This window comes from Mycobacterium sp., from assembly GCF_040509115.1.
GTDB lineage: Bacteria > Actinomycetota > Actinomycetes > Mycobacteriales > Mycobacteriaceae > Mycobacterium.
Genome location: NZ_JBEVLO010000306.1, coordinates 31,927 through 52,872, shown reverse-complemented (window position 1 = coordinate 52,872; position 20,946 = coordinate 31,927). Strand labels below are relative to the sequence as shown.

Below are 20,946 nucleotides of genomic sequence, written 5' to 3'. Positions count from 1 at the left end.
AGGTCGGCAGCCACGTCCACCTGCCGCAGGCCAACGCGGCGCTGCAGTTCGACCGGGAGGCCGCCCACGGGTACCGCTTCGACATCCCCGCGGGCACCGCAGTGCGCTTCGAACCCGGTGTGGCCCAGCAGGTCTCACTCGTGCCGTTGACCGGCACCCGGGAGGTCTACGGGCTGTCGCTGAACCCGCCGGGAAAGTTGGACGAGGAGTGATGAGCGCTTGCGCGAAGAACCGAGGAAACGATGAGCGCTTGCGCGAAGAACCGAGGAACGATGAGCGCTCGCGCGAAGAACAGAGGAAACGATGAGTGAGCTCTCCCGCAGTCGCTACGCGGCGCTGTTCGGCCCCACCACCGGTGACCGGATCCGACTCGCCGACACCGACCTGTTCATCGAGATCACCGAGGACCGCAGTGGCGGCCCAGGACTCGCTGGCAACGAAGCCGTCTTCGGCGGCGGCAAGGTCCTCCGCGAATCGATGGGCCAGTCGCGTGCCACCCGCGCCGACGGCGCCCCCGACACCGTCATCACCGGCGTGGTGATCATCGACCACTGGGGAATCATCAAGGCCGACGTCGGAATTCGCGACGGCCGCATCACCGCCATCGGCAAGGCGGGCAACCCCGACATCATGTCGGGGGTGCATCCCGACCTGGTGGTCGGACCCTCCACGGAGATCATCGCGGGCAACGGCCGCATCCTCACCGCGGGCGCCATCGACTGTCACGTTCACCTGATCTGCCCGCAGATCATGGAGGAGGCGCTCGGCGGCGGCATCACGACGATCGTCGCGGGTGGCACCGGGCCCGCGGAGGGCAGCAAGGCCACCACCGTCACCCCGGGCGCCTGGCACCTGGCCCGGATGCTGGAAGCACTCGACACGTGGCCGCTGAACGTCGTGCTGCTCGGCAAGGGCAACACCGTCAGCGCCGAGGCCATGTGGGAGCAACTGCGGGCGGGCGCAGCGGGTTTCAAGCTGCACGAGGACTGGGGCACCACGCCAGCTGCGATCGACGCCTGCCTTACGGTCGCCGACGCCGCCGGTGTCCAGGTGAATCTGCACTCCGATACGCTCAACGAGGCGGGCTTCGTCGAGGACACCCTCGCGGCCATCAACGGCCGGGCCATCCACGCGTATCACACCGAGGGCGCGGGCGGCGGCCACGCTCCCGACATCATCACGGTGGTGTCGCACCCCAACGTGCTACCCAGCTCGACCAACCCGACACGTCCCCACACCGTGAACACGCTCGACGAGCACCTCGACATGCTGATGGTGTGCCATCACCTGAATCCCAGTGTCCCAGAGGATCTGGCGTTCGCCGAGAGCCGGATCCGTCCGTCGACCATCGCCGCCGAGGACCTGCTGCACGACATCGGGGCGATCTCGATGATCGGCAGCGACGCGCAGGCGATGGGCCGCATCGGCGAGGTCGTGCTGCGGACCTGGCAGACCGCGCACGTGATGAAGAAGCGGCGCGGTGCGCTGGAGGGCGACGGGGCGGCCGACAACAACCGGGTCCGTCGCTACGTGGCGAAGTACACGATCTGCCCGGCCGTCGCGCACGGGATCGACCACGAGATCGGTTCGGTCGAGGTCGGCAAGCTCGCCGACCTGGTGCTGTGGGAGCCGGCGTTCTTCGGCGTGCGCCCGCACGCGGTGATCAAGGGCGGCATGATCGCGTGGGCCGCGATGGGTGATGCCAACGCGTCGATTCCCACTCCGCAACCGGTGCTGCCGCGGCCGATGTTCGGTGCTTCGCCTGCCGCGGCGGCGGCGACGTCGGTGCACTTCGTGGCACCGCAGGCCATCGAGGACGGTCTGGCCGACCGACTCGCCGTCAACCGCAGGCTCGTCGCCGTCAACGACGTTCGGCAAGTCGGTAAGGCGCACATGCCGCTCAACGACGCGCTACCGAGCATCCAGGTCGATCCCGACACGTTCACCGTGACGATCGATGGCGAGGTTTGGGCCGAGCAGCCTGCCACGGAACTGCCCATGGCGCAGCGATACTTCCTGTTCTGATGTCCTCCCTGACGACGCTGTTGGCCCTCGCCGACTCCCGGCTCCCGACGGGTGGGCACGTCCACTCCGGTGGCGTCGAGGAGGCCGTCGCCAGTGGATTGGTGGTCGACCTGCCGACGCTGCGGGCGTTCCTGCGCCGACGCATCCGCACCAGCGGGATGGTGACGGCATCGATCGCTGCCGCCGTTCACGCCGGCACCTTGAGCGTCTCCGACGCCGATCTCGAAACCGATGCGCGCACACCGGCGCCCGCGGCCCGCGGCGCATCGCGGGCGCAGGGCAGGGGCCTGGTTCGGCTGGCGCGCAAGGTGTGGCCGGACCGGGACTGGGAGGCGGTTGGCCTCAAGCCGCACCTGAGCGTCGCGGCGGGCGCCGTCGGTGCGGCCAGCGGCCTGCTGCCCGAACAGACCGCGCTGTCAGTGGTGTACACCACGATGACGGGATCGGCGACGGCCGCGCAACGGCTGCTCGCCCTGGACCCCGGTGACGTCGCGGCGCTGACGTTCGAGTTGTCCACGCTGTGCGACCAGACCGCTGCCGAGGCCGCCAAGGAACTCGCCGACTTGTCCGACCCACTGCTCGACGTGCTTGCTCAGCGGCACGTCGAACGCGACCGACCTCTCTTCGTTTCCTGAAAGGTGCCTCATGCCACCACATCTCCTCGATGGTGAGCCCCACACCCACGTCGACCGTCCGCGTCGCGTGCGCGTCGATGGTGAGCCGTTGCGCATTGGCATCGGTGGACCCGTCGGCTCCGGCAAGACCGCGTTGGTGGCCGCACTGTGCAGGCAGCTGCGCGACGAGCTCTCGCTTGCGGTGCTGACCAACGACATCTACACCACCGAGGACGCCGACTTCCTCCGCCGCAATGCGGTGCTGCCCGACGAACGCATCGCGGCGGTGCAGACCGGCGGCTGCCCGCACACCGCGATCCGTGACGACATCACGGCCAACCTCGACGCCATCGACGACCTGATCGCGGGCAACGAGAAGCTGGACCTGATCCTCGTCGAATCCGGTGGCGACAACCTCACCGCCACGTTCTCGTCGGGTCTGATCGACACGCAGATCTTCGTCATCGACGTGGCGGGCGGTGACAAGGTGCCCCGCAAGGGCGGGCCTGGAGTGACGTTCTCGGATCTGTTGGTGATCAACAAGACCGACCTCGCCCCGATGGTGGGTGCCGACCTCGACGTGATGCGCCGTGACGCGGCGATGGTCCGCGGTGACCGCCCGTTCGTGTTGATCTCGCTGACCGAGGATCCGACGGCGTCCCTGGTGTTGGACTGGGTGCACCAGCAGCTGCGCGTGCCGGTGTAGTCAATGATCTCCGACGTCCTGATCGTCGCGTCGACCGGTCGCGGTCCGCGCATCGAGTGCTCGGGCGGGGTGGCTGGCCGCCGTACCGGCGTGGACACCGTGCACCTGGTGTCGGCGGCGGCCACTCCGTTGGGGGGAGACACCATCCGAGTGCGGGTGGTCGTTGAGGCGGGGGCGCGACTCGTACTGCGCAGTGCTGCCGCGACGATGGCGATGCCCGGCGTGGTGTCGATGGAGTCGCGTTCGGGCTGGGATCTGGAGGTGGCGGGACACCTCGATCTCGATCCTCAGCCGACGATCGTGGCCGGGGCGGCCCGGCACGTGACCTCGACACGGTTGAGCGTCTCGGGCGAGGGCAGCGTGCGGGTGCGCGAGCGGATCCAGATCGGCAGATCATTTGAGCGCGAGGGCAATTGGTCCGGTTCGTTGCATGCCGACGTGGACGGAGCTCCGCTGCTGCGGCACCGCATCGAGATGGGTTCCGGCTCGGTGACCGACGACGAGCTCGGCCGACCGCTGGCGTGCGTCAGCGAATTGCGTTATCCCGAGCCTGCGTTCGACGCCGCAGGCACGCTGCTCGAGCTTGCGGCGGGCGGCGGCCTGGCCACCTGGCAGGGCGAGCGGCTCTGACCGAGCCGCCGGCCCCGGGCAGGTGGGCTAGCTGGCCGCTCTCTCGGTCTCCTTGGCCGCCGCGAGATCCTCGAGTTGCTCGATCCGGGTTCTGGCGTAGGCCTGCTGCTCGGTGATAGTCAGCTGACCGCGGCTGCGGCTGAGGAACGTCACGGCCCACGACAACAGCGTGGCGATCTTGGTCTTGAACCCGACGAGATAGATCAGGTGCAGGCCGAGCCAGGCAAGCCAGGCGATGAAGCCACCGAACTCCAGCTTGCCGACCTGAGCGACCGCGTTGTACTTCGACACCGTCGCCATCGAGCCCTTGTCGAAGTAGTGGAACGGTTCGCGGGGCTTGGGCACGTTGCCGTGCTGGCGGGCCGCGACTTCGTTCTGGACGATCTTCGCGACGTACTTGCCGCCTTGGATGGCGCCCTGCGCCATGCCGGGAACGCCTTCGACGTAGGCCATGTCACCGACGACGAACACGTGCGGGTGGCCGGGAATCGACAGGTCGGGCAGCACCTTGACGCGGCCGGCGCGATCGATCTCGGTCTCGGACTGATTCGCCAGGTCCCGACCGAGCGGGCTGGCCTGCACACCGGCGCTCCACACCTTGCAGGCCGCCTCGATGCGACGGATGGTGCCGTCCTTGTCCTTGACGGTGATGCCGTTGCGGTCGACGTCGGTCACCATGGCGTTGAGCTGAATCTCGACGCCCATCTTCTCGAGCCGGGCCTTGGCCTTGAGCCCGAGCTTCTCGCCCATCGGCGGCAGCACGGCGGGTGCGGCGTCGAGCAGGATGACGTGCGCCTCGGTGGGGTCGATGTGCCGGAAGCTGCCCTTGAGGGTCTGGTCGGCCAGTTCCTGGATCTGGCCGGCCATCTCGACCCCGGTGGGGCCCGCCCCCACGACGACGAACGTCAGCAGCTTCGCCCGGCGGACGGGATCACTGGACCGCTCGGCCTGCTCGAAGGCGCCCAGAATGCGACCGCGGAGCTCCAGCGCGTCGTCGATGGACTTCATGCCGGGGGCGAATTCGGCGAAGTGGTCGTTGCCGAAGTAGGACTGGCCCGCGCCTGCCGCGATGATCAGCGTGTCGTACGGGGTCTTGTAGTCGTGGCCGAGCAGTTCCGAGGTGACGGTCTGGGCCGCCAGATCGATGTGCGTGACGTCGCCGAGCAACACCTGTGCGTTCTCCTGCTTGCGCAGGATGAGCCGGGTGGGCGGGGCGATCTCACCCTCGGAGATGATCCCCGTGGCAACCTGGTACAACAGCGGCTGGAACAGATGGTGTGTGGTGCGGGCGATCAGCTTGATGTCGACGTCGGTCTTCTTGAGCTTCTGCGCTGCGTTCAGAGCGCCGAACCCGGACCCGATGATGACGACCTTATGCCGATCCGTTGCCGTAGCTCCGGGGTGGCTCATTGCTGCTCCTCGCGTGCGAAAAACCTACTCGGTACAACCGATAGGTTAGTCGGCACCGTTCCCGGCAGCGCGGTGAGATCAACCACCACCCCGGATGGCTACTTGGCGAGCAGCGGCTTGAGCTTGTCGGCGACCTCGGTGATGTTGCCGGGCTGGTAGCCGTTGAGGCTAGTGACGGGGCTGATGATGACACCGTCGACGCCGACGTCGAGCACCTTGGTCTTGATCTGGTCGACGACCTGTTCGGGGCTCCCGAAAACGGCTTGCTGCCTGAACTCCTCGGGGATGGCGTCGACGGTGATGCCCTCGTCGATGATCGCGATGACCAGCATGCTGGTTTCGAGCGTGGCGGGATCGCGATCGATCTCCTCGCACTTGGCCTTGACGACGTCGAGCTTGCGGGGCAGCTCGTCGAAGCCGGCGATCACGTTGAGGTGGTCGAAGTGCTTGGCGGCCAGTGGGATGGTCTTCTTCTCGCCACTGCCGCCGATCATCAGCGGAATGTGGTCGCGGAAGCGCGGCTCGGCCATCGCCTCCTGGGTCTGGTAGTACTTGCCGGAGAAGGTCGGGCGCTCACCTGCGAGCATCGGCAGGATGATCTGCAGCGCTTCGCCGAGTTTGTTGAACCGGTCGGTGAAGGTGCCGAACTCGTAGCCGAGTGAGTCGTGTTCGAGCTCGAACCAGCCGGTACCGATGCCGAGGATGGCGCGGCCCTGGCTGATCACGTCCAGCGTGGTGATGGCCTTGGCGAGCAGCGTCGGATTGCGGTAGGTGTTGCCCGTGACCAGGGTGCCGAGCTGAACGTTCTCGGTGGCATTGCCAAGGGCGCCCAGCGCCGTATATGCCTCGAGCATCGGCTGATCGGGCGTGCCCAGCCCGGGCAGCTGATAGAAGTGGTCCATCAGGAAGACGGAGTCGAAACCGGCGGCGTCGGCTTCTTGCGCTTGCTTGATGACGGTGGGGAAGAGCTCTTCCACACCGGTGCCGTAGGAGAAGTTGGGGATCTGGAGTCCGAGTCGAATCGTCACGCAGACGACCCTAGCCACGGGCTAACCGGAACCGTAACCCCGTTTCGCTCTCCGCGAAGAGGGAATAATCCCGGCCCGTCGGTCCCTAGCCGAATTTGGCGAGTGCGCCGTGACTGACGTGGAGCGTCTGACCCGTGATGTGCCGGGCGGCAGGCGTGGTGAGGAACAGTGCGAGCCTGGTGATTTCGGCGGCGACCGACGGCGACGTGGTGGCGATGCCGTCGTAGCCGGGCTCGGCGCCACGACCCGAGGCGACGGCGTTCAGCGTGATGCCGCGGATCCCGAAGTGAGTGGCTTGCCCTGCCGTCCAGTTCGCCAGTGCCGCCTTGGTCGCGGCCTCGGCGCTGCCCTCGGTGGAGTTGTCGGCGACGACGTTGACGATCGTGCCGCCGGAGCGCAGATGGTCACCGAGCACCTGCACGGTGAGGACCGCCGACAGCACGGTGGCGTCGAGGGCAGCGCGCCACGCCGCGGTGCGCTCGGCCAGTGTGTAGGTGCGGGGATCGCCACCGTCCCAACGATGGGCCGGGATGTTGACGATGGTGTCGAGATGATGCGGGAACTGAGCGCGGGCCTCTTCGAGGCTGGCCGGGTCGGTGTTGTCGAAGACGATGAAGTCGACGTCGAGTTCCTTGGCGGCGACCTCCAGGTCATCGCGGCGGGAACCGGCAATCGTCACCTCGTGCCCCGCATCGCGAAACCCTTGGGCGACGATGCGCCCGAGCTCGGTGTCACCGCCGGTGAGCAGCACATCCATCACCACGACCTCCTCGTGTTCGACGCTGAACCCAGCGAGTCGCGGTTCATGTTACTGGACGGTAGCTATTGGACGAAATGCGCCACGCAGGGAAACGGGACAGCGGGATGGGGGTGCCCTAGGGTTTTTCCGATGATCAGGTCGCACCGCGTGGTCGCCGCCCTTGTCGCCGTGTTGCTGGTGGGCCTCACCGCCTGTGGGTCCGGCGGTCAGGGCAATTCGCCGTCGAGCAGCGCCGCCAGCGGTTCCACCGAGGCCGCCGAGGGAGGCTCGCTGACCGTGTATGCCGCCGCGTCGCTGAAGAAGTCGTTCACCGACATCGGCGGTCAGTTCGAGACCGACAACCCCGGGTGGAAGGTCGAGTTCAACTTCGCGGGCTCCTCCGACCTCGTCACGCAGCTGACCCAGGGCGCGCCTGCCGATGTCTTCGCGTCGGCCGACACCAAGAACATGGACAAGGCGGTCGACGGTGGCCTGCTCGCGGGCGATCCCGTCGACTTCGCCTCCAACACGTTGGTGATCGTGACGGCACCCGGCAATCCCAAGGGCGTGACGTCGTTCGCCGACCTCGTCAAGCCCGACCTGTCCGTTGTCGTGTGCGCACCCCAGGTGCCCTGCGGTTCGGCGACCGAGAAGGTCGAGCAGGCCACCAAGGTCACGCTGAACCCGGTCAGCGAGGAATCCCAGGTGACCGACGTGCTGACGAAGGTCACCAGCGGGCAGGCCGACGCGGGACTCGTCTACGTCACCGACGCCATCAGCGCGGGGGACAAGGTCGCCCAGGTCGACTTCCCGGAGGCCTCGTCGGCGGTGAACACCTATCCGATCGCCGTGCTGAAGGGCGCAGCCGACGCGGCGGCGGCGCAGAAGTTCGTCGACCTGGTGACCGGTGAGGCGGGCCAGAAGATCCTGTCGCAGGCGGGCTTCGCCAAGCCTTGACCGGTTCGGGCGGGCTCCCGCGCTGGATCTACGTGCCGGCGGCGATCGGCGCGATCTTCGTCGTGCTGCCGTTGGTCGCGGTGGCCGCGAAGGTCGACTGGTCGCAGTTCTGGTCGTTGATCACCAGCCAGTCGTCGCTGACCGCCTTGGAGCTCAGCTTCCGGACGGCGCTGGTCAGTACGACGCTCTGCATCGTGCTCGGGGTGCCCATGGCAATGGTGTTGGCCCGCACCAACTCTCGTATGGTGCGCTGGATGCGACCGCTGATCCTGCTGCCGCTGGTGCTCCCCCCGGTGGTGGGCGGCATCGCGCTGCTGTACGCGTTCGGTCGACTCGGCCTGCTCGGCAAGTACCTCGAGACGGCGGGCATCCAGATCGCCTTCACCACGACGGCCGTGGTGTTGGCGCAGACGTTCGTCTCGCTGCCGTTCCTGGTGATCGCACTCGAGGGGGCGGCACGCACCGTCGGGGCCGACTACGAGGTCGTGGCGGCGACGCTCGGTGCCAGGCCGTCGGTGGTGTGGTGGCGCGTCACGTTGCCGTTGTTGGCCCCCGGATTGGCGTCGGGCGCCGTGCTGGCCTTCGCCCGCTCGCTGGGGGAGTTCGGCGCGACGCTGACGTTCGCCGGTTCCCGGGAGGGCGTGACGCGAACCCTGCCGCTGGAGATCTACCTTCAGCGTGAAGTCGACGCCGACGCCGCGGTGGCGCTGTCGGTACTGCTCGTCGCCGTCGCCGCGGTGGTGGTGGTCGGGCTCGGCAGCAGGCGCATCAAGGCGGGCGGCGCCAGTGGTTGGCAGTAACCCGTGAGCGGCGTCGAGTTGAGGGCCGTTGTCGAAAGCCGTTCGCTGGACCTGGAATTCACCGTGGCACCCGGGCAGGTGGTGGCGGTGCTCGGTCCCAACGGGGCGGGCAAGTCGACGGTGCTCGGGGTGATCGCCGGGCTGGTGCGACCCGACAGTGGCTGGGTCCGGGTTGGGGACCGGGTGCTCACCGATACCGCGGCTGGGCGGCACGTCGGCACTCACGACCGTCGGGTCGGTCTCCTCATGCAGGACCCGCTGCTGTTTCCGCATCTCTCGGTGGCCGCCAACGTGGCCTTCGGCGCACGAAGTGGTAAACGATTGGCGCGCAAGGCTTCTCAAGCCGCGGCCGGGCGTTGGCTGGAGGAAGTCGAGGCTGCCGCACTTGCCGAGCGCAAGCCGCGCCAACTGTCGGGCGGCCAGGCGCAGCGCGTGGCGCTGGCGCGGGCACTGGCGGCCGATCCCGACGTTCTGCTGCTCGACGAACCGCTCGCTGGTTTGGACGTCGCGGTCGCCAGCGCAATGCGCAAGGTGCTCAGAAGGGTGCTGGCCCGCGACGGCAGATCCTCGGTGCTGGTCACCCACGACCTGCTCGACGTCGTCACCCTCGCCGATCGGGTGGTGGTCCTGGAGGCGGGTCGCATCGTCGAGGCAGGTCCGACGGCGACGGTGTTGGCCGCCCCGCGCAGCGGCTTCGGCGCCCGGTTCGCCGGCGTCAACCTGGTGACGGGGCACGTCGGGCCGGGCGGCTCGCTGGTCAGCGGATCCGGTCAGGTGTGGCACGGCATCCTCGACGAGGAGCTCGAACCTGGCGCCGCGGTGACGGCGACGTTTCATCCCTCGGCAGTCGCGGTGTACCGGGACAAGCCGCACGGAAGTCCCCGCAACAGCATCGAGGTCGTGGTCGCCGAGTTGGACGGTCGCGGCCCAGCCATCCGGGTGCGGGCCGACGAGCAACCCGACGGCACGCCCGGCCTGTCCGCCGACATCACGGCGGAGTCCGCGGCCGACTTGCGGTTGGGACCGGGGGAGCGCGTGTACTTCGCGGTGAAGACGCAGGAGGTGGCTATCCATCCGGTGCGGTAACGGCTACCGGAACGGTGGCGATCAATCAGTGGAGCCACCCCGCGCACCGCGCGGGCGGCTCGTCGCGCGCGGATATTGCCAGCAATCTCGAAACTGCACTGCGGTCAGTCATTTTCAAGCCACAGCAATCTCCAAGATTGACACTTTAAGAGCAACTCACACTTGCGTCACGGCCGTAACACGGTAGTTTCTTCCCCATGCAACACCCCCCACGACGATGGAGTCTCCCGAAGTCGCTGGCCACCGCGGCGTTCGCAGGTGTGACCGCAGTGACGGTCGCGATACCCGGCGCACTCGCCTACGCGGAGCCGCTTCCTCCTGCGCCCGTACCCGTACCGGCGCCAGCACCTGCTCCAGCACCCGCCCCAGTGGACCCGAATGCGCCGGCCCCTGCCCCGGCGCCGGCACCGATCGACCCCAACGCGCCGGCCCCGCCGCCCGCGGATCCCAACGCACCACCCGTCGATCCCAATGCGCCGCCGCCGCCACCACCTCCGGAGCCCGGCCGCGTCGACAGTGCCGCAGGCGGACTGAGCTATGTCATCCCCGCCGGCTGGCAGGTGTCCGACGCTACGCAGCTGTCGTATGGGCAGGCGCTGCTGACCAAGGTCCCCGAGGGCGGCGGTCAGGCCCCGTCCGACACCAGCGTGTTGCTCGGAAGGCTGGACCTCAAGCTGTTCGCCGGCGCCGAAACCGACAACTCCAAGGCCGCAACGCGGTTGGCGTCTGACATGGGTGAGTTCTTCATGCCGTTCGCCGGCACGCGCCTCAACCAGGAGGCAGGTCCGCTCGACGCGGCGGGCGTCCCAGGCGCCTTCTCGTCCTACGAGGTCAAATTCACCGACGCCAGCAAGCCCAACGGGCAGATCTGGGCCGGTGTCGTCGGCAACACGCCCCCGGCGGGTACCCCGCGTGGCCAGCGGACGCCGGAGCGCTGGTTCGTCGTTTGGCTGGGTTCGGCGAGCCATCCGGTGGACAAGGCCGCCGCGATCACGTTGGCCCAGTCGATCAGGCCGTACACGCCGCCTCCGCCCCCACCACCGCCACCGCCGCCAGACCCCAACGCGCCGCCGGATCCGAACGCCCCGCCGCCCGATCCGAACGCCCCGCCGCCACGGCCAGGCGTCGGTGTGCCGGTGCCCGTCACCGATGCCCCACCGGAGATGATGCCGGCCGGCTGATCCGTCGGCCCCGAATCGAGGGACGAACGTACACGTTTCGCCTGCCTAATCGTTACCCTCGGCGAGTACACCGGAGAGGGTCAGCGGTTGCGTTGACGCGTTCGGCGACAGGCTGGAGTTCCTGATGGACATGATTACGGCTACCGAGTTCCTGGCTGCCAGATCCACCACTCTGACGAGCGTGGGGTGGATCGGTTACATCATCATCGGCGCAATCGCGGGTTGGATCGCGGGCAAGATCGTCAAGGGCGGCGGCTCGGGAATCCTGATGAACATCGTCATCGGCATCGTCGGCGCGCTCATCGGCGGCTTCCTTCTGAGCTTCTTCGTCGACACCGCGGCGGGTGGTTGGTGGTTCACGCTGTTCACCGCGATTCTCGGATCGGTGATCCTGCTGTGGATCGTCGGCAAGGTGCGGAGCCGCTAGCGCGGCGCTACATCGCCGCCAGCACGCCCCGCATCGCGGCGGAGAAGCTGCCCTGCCCCGACCGGTAGATGGGGCCTCGGCCGTCGCCGAGCAGGATCCTCAGCCGGGCCATGCCGCGTGCGCGCACCGGCAGTGGACTACCGAGGCGAGCGAGTACGTCGCCGACGAGTTCTGCCGACCTGCGAACGTCGTCGGCCCGGATGGGCACCCGCATCGTCTTGGTGCCCTCGTTCGGTGTCACGCCCGCGTCGCGCAGTAGCAAGGTCAGGGCCATCGCCATGTCCTCCCGTTCCTGGCGGGAGGCGAGGCGGGCGTAGTGCGCGGCCAGCGGCGTGCCTGCGTGCACCGTGACGCCCCGTTCGATCTGCAGGTCGTAGCGTCCGGCGAAGAGTCGCGCCCACATACGTCCTGAGAATGGCACGTCCGCGGCGTCGATCCGGCGGATTTCGCGGCTGGCCGGGTCCTTCGCATCCGTGGTGTCGGCGTTTCTCGGAGTGTCGGCGTTCCGCGGAGTCCCGTTCTGCAGCGTCATCGTCATGCCTTTCGTTTCGTGACCAACGTAAACGCTATACCGGTCACGAATGACCGGTCAAGCCGTTATGGCGGTCACGGTCGAGTTAGAGTGGGTGGCATGTCGACGCCCCAGTCGTCCGGACGGTGGTCCGGAGACACCGAGACCAAACCGGCACCCGAACCGCTGCGCCGCGTCCAGGCCCTCGTCAACACCGTCGACCTGGAATCTGGCCAAGACCGCTTGGCCCTGGCTGCCGACGCCGGGCCCTGGCTCGTCGACCACGCCTTGCTGACGCCGGGAGCCACTCCGACGGAGGAGGAACTGCGCCTCGTCGTTGGTGTGCGGGAGGGGTTGCGGGCCCTGCTGATACAGAACGCCGGCGGCGACGCCCCGAACGCGTCGCGGACCGCGCCTCTGACCGAGATCGCCGCGGCCACGCCGGTACGCGCCACCATCGACGACGACGGCCGGATATCGCTGGTGCCCGACGGCGAGTCGGTGCGATCACGCCTGGTGTCGCTGCTCCTGCTCGTCAAGGACGCCCAACTCGACGGCACCTGGAGCCACCTGAAGGCCTGCGCCAACGATGACTGTGCGTGGGCGTTCTACGACCGCTCGCGCAACCACGGCGGCATGTGGTGCGACATGGCGGCATGCGGAAACAAGTTGAAGAACCGCGACTTCCGGGCAAGGCGGCGACAGCCGCTGGTGCGGTAAGGGCGACAGCCGCTGGTGCGGTAAGGGCGACAGCCGCTGACGCGGTGAGCGGCGACAGCCGCTGGTGCGGTAAGGGGCGACGGCCGCTGACGCGGTGAGGGGCGCCGATCAGGTCGACAGGTGCCACACCAGGGCGGCCGCCAGTGCACCAAGACCGTTGAGCGACCAGTGCAGCGCGATCGGTGCGATCAGGCTGCCGCTGCGTCGCCGCAGCCAGGTGAACACGAAGCCCGCGGCCCCGGTGGCGAGCACCGCCATCACCACGCCCGCGACCATGCCGAGCACGCCGGCGCCGAAGAGATTCGTGAAGCCGACGTTGCTGCTGGTCAGGCCCAGTGACGTGGCGATGTGCCACAGCCCGAACAGGAGCGAGCCCGCTGCCGCCACCCCACGGAACCCCCACGCGCGATCGAGTGCGCCGTGCAGCACCCCACGAAACGCGAGCTCCTCCGGGATGACCGTCTGCAGCGGGATGATGATCATCGACGCGACGAGCGCACCTGACACCGTGGCGTAGTGGTCGTTGAGGAACATCGGCCGAGTCCACGGCAGCATCGCGCCCGCGGCGATTACCGACCCGACCAGCGCCACGGCGCCCAGTGCGTACCAGGCGCCCGAGCGCCAGTGATCGCGACCGAGGCCGAGCTCCGTCCAGCCCAGCCCGCGGGACCGGACCAGCAGCACCAGACCGACCGCCGCGGCGGGCACCACCACGAGGTTCGCCAGCGGAGTGGTGAAGTGCGCGACGAGGTTCGTCAGAGCGAGGACCACGACCACGACGCCGATGTCGACGTAGATCCGGAAGTGGTGCAGTGCAGCCATCTGACCGATCAGCGGATGGGGCGGCGCGTCGGCCGTGCTGAGGTCAGACATAACCGAGCCAGCATACGTGCGGTGTGGGTAACGGCAGGTCAGTGTCGAGCACCGCGCGGATCGGGGCGTCCGCCGCACGGTAACCGGAAGATGAAATCCCGGGACGCGCGCAAGCGCGAGGGCCTCGCCGGGGGTTTGATGGGCAGTGGACCATTCGCCTCGACGCGTAGGAGTGTTTGCGATGACCGCCCTGATGCCAGCCTGGAACTCCATCGATGCCGGCCCTCTCAGCGATGAGACCGTCGCGCGGCTGGACGGCTGGTGGCGCGCCGCGAACTACCTCTCCGTCGGGCAGATCTATCTCTTGGACAACCCGCTGCTGCGCACGCCGCTCTCGCGCGACGACGTCAAGCCCCGGCTGCTCGGCCACTGGGGCACCACGCCGGGCCTCAACTTCATCTACGCCCACCTCAACCGGGCGATCAAGGCCCGCGAGCAGTCGACGATCTACGTCACGGGCCCCGGGCACGGCGGACCCGGCCTGGTCGCCAATGCCTATCTTGACGGCACCTACTCCGAGGTCTACTCCGACATCACCTCCGACGTCGAGGGCATCCGACGACTGTTTCGGCAGTTCTCGTTCCCCGGAGGTATCCCGTCCCACGTGGCTCCCGAGACCCCGGGCTCGATACACGAGGGGGGCGAGCTGGGTTACGCGCTGTCCCATGCCTACGGCGCGGCGTTCGACAATCCCGACCTTCTGGTCGCCGCGGTCGTCGGCGACGGAGAGGCGGAGACCGGAGCCCTGGCGACCAGCTGGCACTCCAACAAGTTCACCAACGCCGCCAAGGATGGCGTGGTGCTGCCGATTCTTCACCTCAACGGCTACAAGATCGCCAATCCCACTGTGCTGGCGCGCATCCCAGAGGACGAGCTGCGCAGCTTGATGATCGGCTACGGGCACCGGCCGTATTTCTTCGAGGTCCCCGACGATGCGGATGCCGCGGGCGGCGGCGACCACATCGAGGTGCACCGCCGGTTCGCCGCGCTGCTCGACGAGGTCCTCGACGAGATCGCCGAGATCAAGGCCAGGGCGCTCAGCGGCGACGAGGAGCGGCCGCGTTGGCCGATGATCGTCTTCCGCACCCCGAAGGGCTGGACCGGACCCGCCTACATCGACGGCAAGAAGACCACCGGATCGTGGCGAGCGCACCAGGTTCCGCTCGCCAACGCCCGCGACACCCCCGAGCACCTCCAGGTGCTCGCCGAGTGGCTCGCCTCCTACCGGCCAGAGGAACTCTTCGACGAGAACGGGAGCCTGCACGCCGACATCGCCCAGTTGGCGCCCGCGGGTCAGTTGCGGATGAGCGACAACCCACACACCAACGGCGGGCTGCTGCTGAAGGACCTGCGGCTGCCCGACTTTCGCGAGTACGGCGTCGACGTGCCTGCGCCTGGGGCGACGGTCGCCGAGGCCACCAAGGTGCTCGGCGGGTGGCTGACCGACGTGGTGCGACTGAACCCGCACAACTTCCGGATCTTCGGCCCCGACGAGACGGCGTCCAACCGCCTGCAGGCGGTGTTCGACGCGACCGACAAGCAGTGGAACGCCGAGTACCTGTCACCGGAGGTCGACGACCACCTGGCCCGCCTCGGTCGGGTCGTCGAGATGCTGTCCGAACACCAGTGCCAGGGGTGGCTCGAGGGGTATCTGCTGACCGGGCGACACGGGTTGTTCAACTGCTACGAGGCGTTCATCCACATCATCGACTCGATGATGAACCAGCACGCCAAGTGGCTGAAGGTCACCAACCACATCCCGTGGCGTCGGCCGATCGCCAGCCTGAACTACCTTCTCTCCAGCCATGTCTGGCGCCAGGACCACAACGGGTTCAGCCATCAGGATCCCGGGTTCATCGACCACGTCGTCAACAAGCGCGCCGAGGTGGTCAGGGTCTACCTGCCGCCGGACGCGAACACGCTGCTGTCGACCTACGACCATTGCCTGCGCTCGCGTCAGTACGTCAACGTCGTCGTGGCGGGAAAGCAACCGGCGCCGAACTACCTGACGATGGAGGAGGCCGTCGCGCACTGCACGCGGGGGCTCGGCATCTGGGAGTGGGCGGGCTCCGAGCGCTTCGGCGAGGAACCCGACGTCGTAGTTGCCACGTGCGGTGACGTTCCGACGTTGGAGGGGCTCGCCGCGGTCGATCTGCTCAAGCAGCACATCCCGGATCTGAAGATCCGGGTCGTCAACGTCGTCGACCTGATGCGACTGCAGGACGAGAGCGAGCATCCACACGGGTTGTCCAACAAGGCCTTCGACATGGTCTTCACCCCGGACAAGCCGGTGATCTTCGCCTACCACGGCTACCCGTGGCTCATTCACCGGTTGATCTACCGCCGCACCGGGAGCAACAACTTCCACGTCAGGGGGTACAAGGAGGAGGGCACCACCACGACGCCGTTCGACATGGTGATGCTCAACGACCTGGACCGCTTCCACCTGGTGATCGACGTCATCGACAGGGTTCCTTCGCTGCAGACGAAGTATGCGTCGCTCCGCCAGGACATGGTCGACCGCCGGATCGCGGCCCGCGAGTACACCCGCGAGCACGGTGATGACATGCCCGAGGTGCGCGACTGGGTCTGGCCCGATGCGCGCGGTGCTGCGCCAGGAACCAGCATCGATGCGACCGCGTCGACGGGCGGCGACAACGAGTAGCGGTAGAACGAGCAGCGGTAGAACGAGTATCGGTGGCCAGTGGCGAGGCCCCGGCACACGGCGGTGGAGCTCGCTGAACGATACTGATCGGCATGCTTGACAGGTGTCAGCTTCTCGCATCGGTGCGGGTGCTGGACGTCGGCGGCCCCGAGTCCGACGGCGTCGGCCGGTTGCTGGCCGACCTGGGGGCCGACGTGCTGAAGATCGAGCCGCCCGGCGGTGCCTCTTGCCGCACGGCGCGCCCCACGATCTCGGGCGCCAGTGTCGCGTTCGCGTTGAACAACGCGAACAAGCGCACGGCAGTGCTCGACGCGGCCGATCCGGGTGACCGCGGCCGGTTCACCGAGCTCGTCGCGGCGGCCGACATCCTCGTCGACGGCCCTCCAGGAACGACGGCGTTCGGAGCCACGTGCGCTGACCTCGCCGACCGCTTCGATCATCTGGTGGCCCTCGAGATCACCGACTTCGGCACCTCAGGTCCTCACGCCGGATGGCAGGCCACCGACGCGGTGCTGTATGCGATGTCGACGGCGCTGTCTCGCTCCGGGCCCACCGCCGGGCGACCGGTGCTGCCGCCGTACGGAATTGCGTCGGCCGCCGCCGCGACGCAGGCCGCGTGGGTGGCGCTCAGCGCCTACTATCACCGGTTGCGCTGCGGAAGAGGCGACTACATCGACTTTTCGCGTTTCGAGGCGGTGTTGCAGTGCCTGGATCCGCCGTTCGGCTCGGAGGGGCAGGCTGCGGTCGGCAGGAAGCCGTCGGAGGAATTGTGGCGGGGCAGGCCGCGCAATCAGCAGATCTACCCGACTTTCGCCTGCCGGGATGGCTTCGTGAAGATCTGCCTGCTGTCGGCGAAGCAGTGGCGCGGCATGCGGGCCTGGCTCGGCGAGCCCGACGCCTTCGCCGATCCGAAGTTCGAGACGATCGCCGCCCGCTACTTCGCCTCCGACGAGATCAACGCCGCCGTCGCCGAACTGTTCGGGCCGCAGACGATGGACGACCTCGTCGCCGAGGGGCAGCGTCGCGGCGTTCCGATCGCCGCGGTGCTGACCCCCGCCGAAGCGCTTGCCTCCGAACACCTTCGGTCCGTGGGTGCCCTGACGGAGACCGAGGTCGGCGGGCGGACGCTGCAGGTACCCGTCGGTGCCTTCGTCCTCGACGGCCACCACGCCGGGATCCGCAGACCATGTCCGCGGGCGGGCGCCGACGATGCCGACTGGGTCGCGACCACTCCCGGCGCCGAAGCTGCCGATGCTTCGCACTCCGGCCCCCCGACGTCACGACCATTCAGCGGGCTCCGGGTGCTCGACCTCGGCGTCATCGTCGCAGGCGGCGAATTGGGCAGGCTCTTCGCCGATCTGGGCGCCGAGGTGATCAAGGTGGAGAGCGCGGCCTATCCCGACGGGCTGCGCCAGACGATTCCTGGCCAGCCGATGAGCAGGTCATGGGCGTTGACGCATCGCAACGAGCTCAGCCTCGGGCTGGATCTCCGTGACGAGGGCGGTGCGGAGATCTTCCGCAGGCTGGTCGCCGACGCCGATGCGGTGTTCGCCAACTTCAAGCCGGGAACCCTTGCCGCCCTTGGCTTCTCCTATGATGAACTGCGGACCATCAATCCACGGATCATTCTCGCCGAGAGCAGCGCGTTCGGCGCCTCGGGGCCGTGGAGCGCGCGGATGGGCTACGGTCCGCTGGTTCGGGCCACCACCGGCATCAGCAGGCTGTGGTCGTCGGATGACCGCGGAGGGGAGGACTCCTGCTCCAGGTTCTTCGATGCGACGACGATCTTCCCCGACCACGTCGTCGCCAGGATCACGGCGTTGGCGACGCTGGCGGCCCTCGTCAGCCGGACCTCCGCCAACGTCCACATCTCCCAGGCCGAGGTGGCGGTCAACCAGCTCGCGACGTCATACGTGACCGAAGCCGCCCGCGTGGCTGGCCTCGACGTCACCGACGACGACGCGGTCCATGCGGTGTACCCGTGCGCAGGCGACGACGAGTGGTGCGTGATCTCGGCGCGGACGGACGCCGACCGCGCCGCGCTGGCCAAGTTGCTCTCGATCGATGAATTGCCAAGGGGTAGAGAGGAATTCGTAGACATCGTCGCCAGTTGGACGGTGAGCCGGGACAAGGCCGACGTCGTGGCCGCCGCGCAGGGCGCGGGGGTTCCCGCCGGGCCGATGAACCGCGCCGTCGACGTGCTCGCCGACCCGCAGGTCGTCCATCGCGGCCTGTACACCGAGCTGGTGCACCCGCTGTTCTCGGTGCCGATGTCCGCTGAAGCGCACCCTGCGCCGTTTCGGAGAATTCCGGACGCCGAGCTACGGCCGGCGCCGATGCCGGGGGAGCACACCCGAGAGATCGCCACCCGACTTCTCGGCCTGACCGACGACGAGACCCAACGCCTGATCGCCGATGGCGTGCTGTTCGCAGCTTCCGATGCGGATCGAGGCTGACTTCGCCCCCTCCGGCCCACCAACCCCTTCCGCGAGCGTGCGTGTCTGCACGCGACACGCCGCGGCGAACCTGAAACAACGCGCACGTTTGCGCTCGACGGAAAGGCCACCCAGTGCCGCTAGATCCACGCACGCCAGTGCTCGTCGGCTACGGCCAGGTCAACCAGCACGACGAACGTCCCGACGTCGAACCCGTGGATCTGATGGAGCGGGCCGCCCGCGCCGCCGCCGACCCGCGTGTGCTGGAGGCCGTCGACTCGGTGCGAGTCGTCAACCTGCTGTCCTGTCATTACCGCAACCCCGGATTGCTTCTCGCGCAACGCATCCGGGCATTTGATGCGCAGGCTCGCTACACCAGCATCGGTGGCAACGTGCCCCAGTCGCTGGTCAACCAGGCGTGCCTGGACATCCAGCGAGGCACCGTCGACTCCGTCCTGATCGCGGGCGCCGAGACGTGGCGGACGCGGACGCGGCTACGCAAGGCAGGAGCCAGGCTGGAGTGGACGCAGCAGGACGACTCGGTGCCGATCCCGCCCGGTGCCGAGGACGACTTCATGCTGGCGGGTCCGTTGGAGATCCGCATCCATCTGGATCGACCCGCCTACGTGTATCCGATGTTCGAGCAGGCGCTTCGCATCTCGGCGGGGGAGACGCCCGAGGACCACCGTCGCCGGATCGGGGCGCTGTGGGCGGGATTCAGTGCGGTGGCGCAAGGCAATTCTCATGCGTGGAACCGCGATCCGTACTCCGCGGAGGAGATCTGGCAGCCGAGTGCGAGCAACCGGATGATCAGCTGGCCGTACACCAAGTTGATGAACTCCAACAACATGGTCGACCAGGGGGCGGCGTTGATCCTCACGTCGGTGGAAAAGGCCACCCAGCTCCAGGTTCCCAGCGACACCTGGGTGTTTCCGTATGCGGGCACGGATGCGCACGACACGTATCTGATCGCCGAGCGCGCAGCGTTCGACCAGTCACCGGCGATCCGCATCGCGGGCGGGCGCGCGCTGGAGTTGGCGAACAAGGGCATCGCGGACATGGACATGGTCGACGTGTACTCGTGCTTCCCGTCGGCCGTGCAGGTCGCGGCCAGGGAACTCGGTCTCCCGCTTGACGATCCGGGCAGACCGCTGACGGTCACGGGTGGTCTGACCTTCGCGGGCGGGCCGTGGAACAACTACGTCACGCATTCCATCGCGACCATGGCCGAGCGGCTGGTCGCCGCGCCGGGCAGTGTCGGTCTGATCACCGCCAACGGCGGCTACCTGACCAAGCACAGCTTCGGCGTGTACGGAACCAGGCCGCCCAGCGGTGAATTCCGTTGGGAAAACGTGCAGTCCGCCGTCGATGTCGAGCCGACCGTGGTCGCAGAGGACGACTGGACCGGCGTCGGCACCGTCGAGTCGTGGACCACTCCAGTGAGCCGGGACGGGTCGGCCGACAAGGTCTTCCTCGCCGTGCGCACCCCGGAGGACACTCGGATGCTGGCGGTGATCGCCGACGCCGACGGGGCAGAGGCGAGCACCCGTGAGGACATCGCGGGCGCGAAGGTCCTGGTCGGTGCGCAGGCCGTCGCCACACTGCTCTAGCCCTGCGATTCGTGGAGACGTTTCGGCGCGTACCGCTGCTGAGATCCACTGGCTGCCGAGACTCCACTGGCCGCTGTTGACGTCGTCGCGTTGGCGCGGTTAAGGTGAGCCGCGTCACCAATTGAAACGTTTCAACAGGCAGGGAACTCGACATGGCCAACGCCGCCACGGAGCGGGTGTGCTTCGTGCTTCGACTCAAACCGGACCGGGTGGACGAGTACGTGGCCGCTCACCAGGACGTTTGGCCGGACATGCTGAGCGCGCTCAGCGAAGCCGGGTGGCACAACTACTCGCTGTTCGTCCGGCCCGAGGACGGGCTGGTCATCGGTTACCTGGAGACCGACGACTTCGCGGCCGCACAGTCGGCGATGGCCGCCACCGAGGTCAACGCCCGCTGGCAGGCGGGCATGGCCGACTTCTTCCAGAACCCCGCGGGCGTCGCACCCGACGAAGCGATGAAACCGCTCACCGAGTACTTCCACCTCGACTGAACAGAACAGCCCTAGACCGACCCCGCCATCACAACGGA

General features: G+C 68.0%; 20 protein-coding genes. 15 read left to right on the top strand and 5 right to left on the bottom strand.

Annotated elements, in window-relative coordinates:
* The 5 genes from ABW137_RS21335 to ABW137_RS21315 all read left to right on the top strand — a co-directional run.
* The coding region (locus ABW137_RS21335; protein WP_526403433.1) for an urease subunit beta at positions 1 to 212 on the top strand (212 nt) is incomplete at its 5' end.
* A 91-nt stretch (positions 213 to 303) separates the two neighbouring features.
* On the top strand, positions 304 to 2,025 hold the full coding sequence (locus tag ABW137_RS21330; protein WP_526403432.1) for an urease subunit alpha: 1,722 nt from the start codon (positions 304 to 306) through the stop codon (positions 2,023 to 2,025).
* Positions 2,025 to 2,660 (top strand): urease accessory protein UreF, encoded by a 636-nt coding sequence (locus ABW137_RS21325; RefSeq protein WP_526403431.1) that lies wholly within the window; start codon positions 2,025 to 2,027, stop codon positions 2,658 to 2,660. The genes ABW137_RS21330 and ABW137_RS21325 overlap by 1 nt, the downstream gene beginning before the upstream one ends.
* 10 nt (positions 2,661 to 2,670) lie before the next feature.
* Positions 2,671 to 3,345 (top strand): urease accessory protein UreG, encoded by a 675-nt coding sequence (gene ureG / locus ABW137_RS21320; protein ID WP_526403430.1) that lies wholly within the window; start codon positions 2,671 to 2,673, stop codon positions 3,343 to 3,345.
* A 3-nt stretch (positions 3,346 to 3,348) separates the two neighbouring features.
* Positions 3,349 to 3,975, top strand: coding sequence for an urease accessory protein UreD (locus tag ABW137_RS21315; RefSeq protein WP_526403429.1), 627 nt, complete (start codon positions 3,349 to 3,351; stop codon positions 3,973 to 3,975).
* A gap of 27 nt (positions 3,976 to 4,002) precedes the next feature.
* On the opposite strand, the gene ndh is transcribed toward ABW137_RS21315, so the two are convergent.
* From ndh to ABW137_RS21300, 3 genes are all read right to left on the bottom strand, one after another.
* Positions 4,003 to 5,385, bottom strand: coding sequence for a type II NADH:quinone oxidoreductase Ndh (gene ndh / locus ABW137_RS21310; protein ID WP_526403428.1), 1,383 nt, complete (start codon positions 5,383 to 5,385; stop codon positions 4,003 to 4,005).
* Between the two features lie 98 nt (positions 5,386 to 5,483).
* Positions 5,484 to 6,413 carry an LLM class F420-dependent oxidoreductase gene (locus ABW137_RS21305; protein WP_526403427.1) on the bottom strand — a complete coding sequence of 310 codons (930 nt, stop codon included), beginning with the start codon at positions 6,411 to 6,413 and terminating at the stop codon, positions 5,484 to 5,486.
* 85 nt (positions 6,414 to 6,498) lie between these two features.
* Positions 6,499 to 7,170 (bottom strand): SDR family oxidoreductase, encoded by a 672-nt coding sequence (locus ABW137_RS21300; RefSeq protein WP_526403436.1) that lies wholly within the window; start codon positions 7,168 to 7,170, stop codon positions 6,499 to 6,501.
* Positions 7,171 to 7,302: 132 nt separating this feature from the next.
* On the opposite strand from ABW137_RS21300, the gene modA reads away from it, so the two are divergent.
* The 5 genes from modA to ABW137_RS21275 all read left to right on the top strand — a co-directional run bounded on the left by modA (position 7,303) and on the right by ABW137_RS21275 (position 11,603).
* Positions 7,303 to 8,109 (top strand): molybdate ABC transporter substrate-binding protein, encoded by an 807-nt coding sequence (gene modA, locus ABW137_RS21295; protein ID WP_526403426.1) that lies wholly within the window; start codon positions 7,303 to 7,305, stop codon positions 8,107 to 8,109.
* On the top strand, positions 8,106 to 8,909 hold the full coding sequence (locus tag ABW137_RS21290; RefSeq protein WP_526403425.1) for an ABC transporter permease: 804 nt from the start codon (positions 8,106 to 8,108) through the stop codon (positions 8,907 to 8,909). The genes modA and ABW137_RS21290 overlap by 4 nt, the downstream gene beginning before the upstream one ends.
* Positions 8,910 to 8,912: 3 nt before the next feature.
* Positions 8,913 to 9,995 carry a sulfate/molybdate ABC transporter ATP-binding protein gene (locus tag ABW137_RS21285; RefSeq protein WP_526403424.1) on the top strand — a complete coding sequence of 361 codons (1,083 nt, stop codon included), beginning with the start codon at positions 8,913 to 8,915 and terminating at the stop codon, positions 9,993 to 9,995.
* A 197-nt stretch (positions 9,996 to 10,192) separates the two neighbouring features.
* Complete coding sequence (locus ABW137_RS21280; RefSeq protein ID WP_526403423.1) at positions 10,193 to 11,176, top strand: APA family fibronectin-binding glycoprotein; 984 nt, start codon at positions 10,193 to 10,195, stop codon at positions 11,174 to 11,176.
* A gap of 124 nt (positions 11,177 to 11,300) precedes the next feature.
* A complete protein-coding gene (locus ABW137_RS21275) occupies positions 11,301 to 11,603 on the top strand; it encodes a GlsB/YeaQ/YmgE family stress response membrane protein (RefSeq protein ID WP_526403422.1) in 303 nt (100 codons plus the stop codon).
* 7 nt (positions 11,604 to 11,610) lie between these two features.
* Here ABW137_RS21275 and ABW137_RS21270 read toward each other — a convergent pair whose 3' ends face one another.
* Positions 11,611 to 12,135: a hypothetical protein gene (locus ABW137_RS21270; protein WP_526403421.1), complete on the bottom strand. Its 525-nt coding sequence runs from the start codon at positions 12,133 to 12,135 to the stop codon at positions 11,611 to 11,613.
* Positions 12,136 to 12,234: 99 nt separating this feature from the next.
* Here ABW137_RS21270 and ABW137_RS21265 point away from each other — a divergent pair, with 99 nt between their 5' ends.
* The gene (locus ABW137_RS21265) at positions 12,235 to 12,834 is read left to right on the top strand and encodes a CGNR zinc finger domain-containing protein (protein WP_526403420.1); all 600 of its coding nucleotides are present in this window, start codon (positions 12,235 to 12,237) and stop codon (positions 12,832 to 12,834) included.
* Between the two features lie 108 nt (positions 12,835 to 12,942).
* Here the strand turns inward: ABW137_RS21265 and ABW137_RS21260 are convergent, their stop codons facing one another.
* Entirely contained in the window at positions 12,943 to 13,707 is a 765-nt protein-coding gene (locus ABW137_RS21260) for a CPBP family intramembrane glutamic endopeptidase (RefSeq protein ID WP_526403419.1), read from the bottom strand.
* A 193-nt stretch (positions 13,708 to 13,900) separates the two neighbouring features.
* Between ABW137_RS21260 and ABW137_RS21255 the strand changes: the two genes are divergently transcribed.
* The 4 genes from ABW137_RS21255 to ABW137_RS21240 all read left to right on the top strand — a co-directional run bounded on the left by ABW137_RS21255 (position 13,901) and on the right by ABW137_RS21240 (position 20,908).
* Positions 13,901 to 16,372 carry a phosphoketolase family protein gene (locus ABW137_RS21255; protein WP_526403435.1) on the top strand — a complete coding sequence of 824 codons (2,472 nt, stop codon included), beginning with the start codon at positions 13,901 to 13,903 and terminating at the stop codon, positions 16,370 to 16,372.
* Between the two features lie 92 nt (positions 16,373 to 16,464).
* Positions 16,465 to 18,828 carry a CaiB/BaiF CoA-transferase family protein gene (locus ABW137_RS21250; protein ID WP_526403418.1) on the top strand — a complete coding sequence of 788 codons (2,364 nt, stop codon included), beginning with the start codon at positions 16,465 to 16,467 and terminating at the stop codon, positions 18,826 to 18,828.
* Between the two features lie 113 nt (positions 18,829 to 18,941).
* Positions 18,942 to 20,417 carry an acetyl-CoA acetyltransferase gene (locus ABW137_RS21245; protein ID WP_526403417.1) on the top strand — a complete coding sequence of 492 codons (1,476 nt, stop codon included), beginning with the start codon at positions 18,942 to 18,944 and terminating at the stop codon, positions 20,415 to 20,417.
* Positions 20,418 to 20,569: 152 nt separating this feature from the next.
* Positions 20,570 to 20,908 carry an L-rhamnose mutarotase gene (locus tag ABW137_RS21240; protein ID WP_526403416.1) on the top strand — a complete coding sequence of 113 codons (339 nt, stop codon included), beginning with the start codon at positions 20,570 to 20,572 and terminating at the stop codon, positions 20,906 to 20,908.
* The last annotated feature ends 38 nt before the right edge of the window (positions 20,909 to 20,946 follow it).

What these genes read in the sequence shown, in the direction of transcription:
- modA (WP_526403426.1), top strand. Translation starts at nt 7,303, where the DNA reads ATGATCAGGTCGCACCGCGTGGTCGCCGCCCTTGTCGCCGTGTTGCTG.
- ABW137_RS21280 (WP_526403423.1), top strand. Translation starts at nt 10,193, where the DNA reads ATGCAACACCCCCCACGACGATGGAGTCTCCCGAAGTCGCTGGCCACC.
- ABW137_RS21270 (WP_526403421.1), bottom strand. Translation starts at nt 12,135, where the DNA reads ATGACGCTGCAGAACGGGACTCCGCGGAACGCCGACACTCCGAGAAAC.
- ABW137_RS21325 (WP_526403431.1), top strand. Translation starts at nt 2,025, where the DNA reads ATGTCCTCCCTGACGACGCTGTTGGCCCTCGCCGACTCCCGGCTCCCG.
- ureG (WP_526403430.1), top strand. Translation starts at nt 2,671, where the DNA reads ATGCCACCACATCTCCTCGATGGTGAGCCCCACACCCACGTCGACCGT.
- ndh (WP_526403428.1), bottom strand. Translation starts at nt 5,385, where the DNA reads ATGAGCCACCCCGGAGCTACGGCAACGGATCGGCATAAGGTCGTCATC.
- ABW137_RS21330 (WP_526403432.1), top strand. Translation starts at nt 304, where the DNA reads ATGAGTGAGCTCTCCCGCAGTCGCTACGCGGCGCTGTTCGGCCCCACC.
- ABW137_RS21250 (WP_526403418.1), top strand. Translation starts at nt 16,465, where the DNA reads ATGCTTGACAGGTGTCAGCTTCTCGCATCGGTGCGGGTGCTGGACGTC.
- ABW137_RS21275 (WP_526403422.1), top strand. Translation starts at nt 11,301, where the DNA reads ATGGACATGATTACGGCTACCGAGTTCCTGGCTGCCAGATCCACCACT.
- ABW137_RS21265 (WP_526403420.1), top strand. Translation starts at nt 12,235, where the DNA reads ATGTCGACGCCCCAGTCGTCCGGACGGTGGTCCGGAGACACCGAGACC.
- ABW137_RS21240 (WP_526403416.1), top strand. Translation starts at nt 20,570, where the DNA reads ATGGCCAACGCCGCCACGGAGCGGGTGTGCTTCGTGCTTCGACTCAAA.
- ABW137_RS21260 (WP_526403419.1), bottom strand. Translation starts at nt 13,707, where the DNA reads ATGTCTGACCTCAGCACGGCCGACGCGCCGCCCCATCCGCTGATCGGT.
- ABW137_RS21300 (WP_526403436.1), bottom strand. Translation starts at nt 7,170, where the DNA reads ATGGATGTGCTGCTCACCGGCGGTGACACCGAGCTCGGGCGCATCGTC.
- ABW137_RS21315 (WP_526403429.1), top strand. Translation starts at nt 3,349, where the DNA reads ATGATCTCCGACGTCCTGATCGTCGCGTCGACCGGTCGCGGTCCGCGC.
- ABW137_RS21255 (WP_526403435.1), top strand. Translation starts at nt 13,901, where the DNA reads ATGCCAGCCTGGAACTCCATCGATGCCGGCCCTCTCAGCGATGAGACC.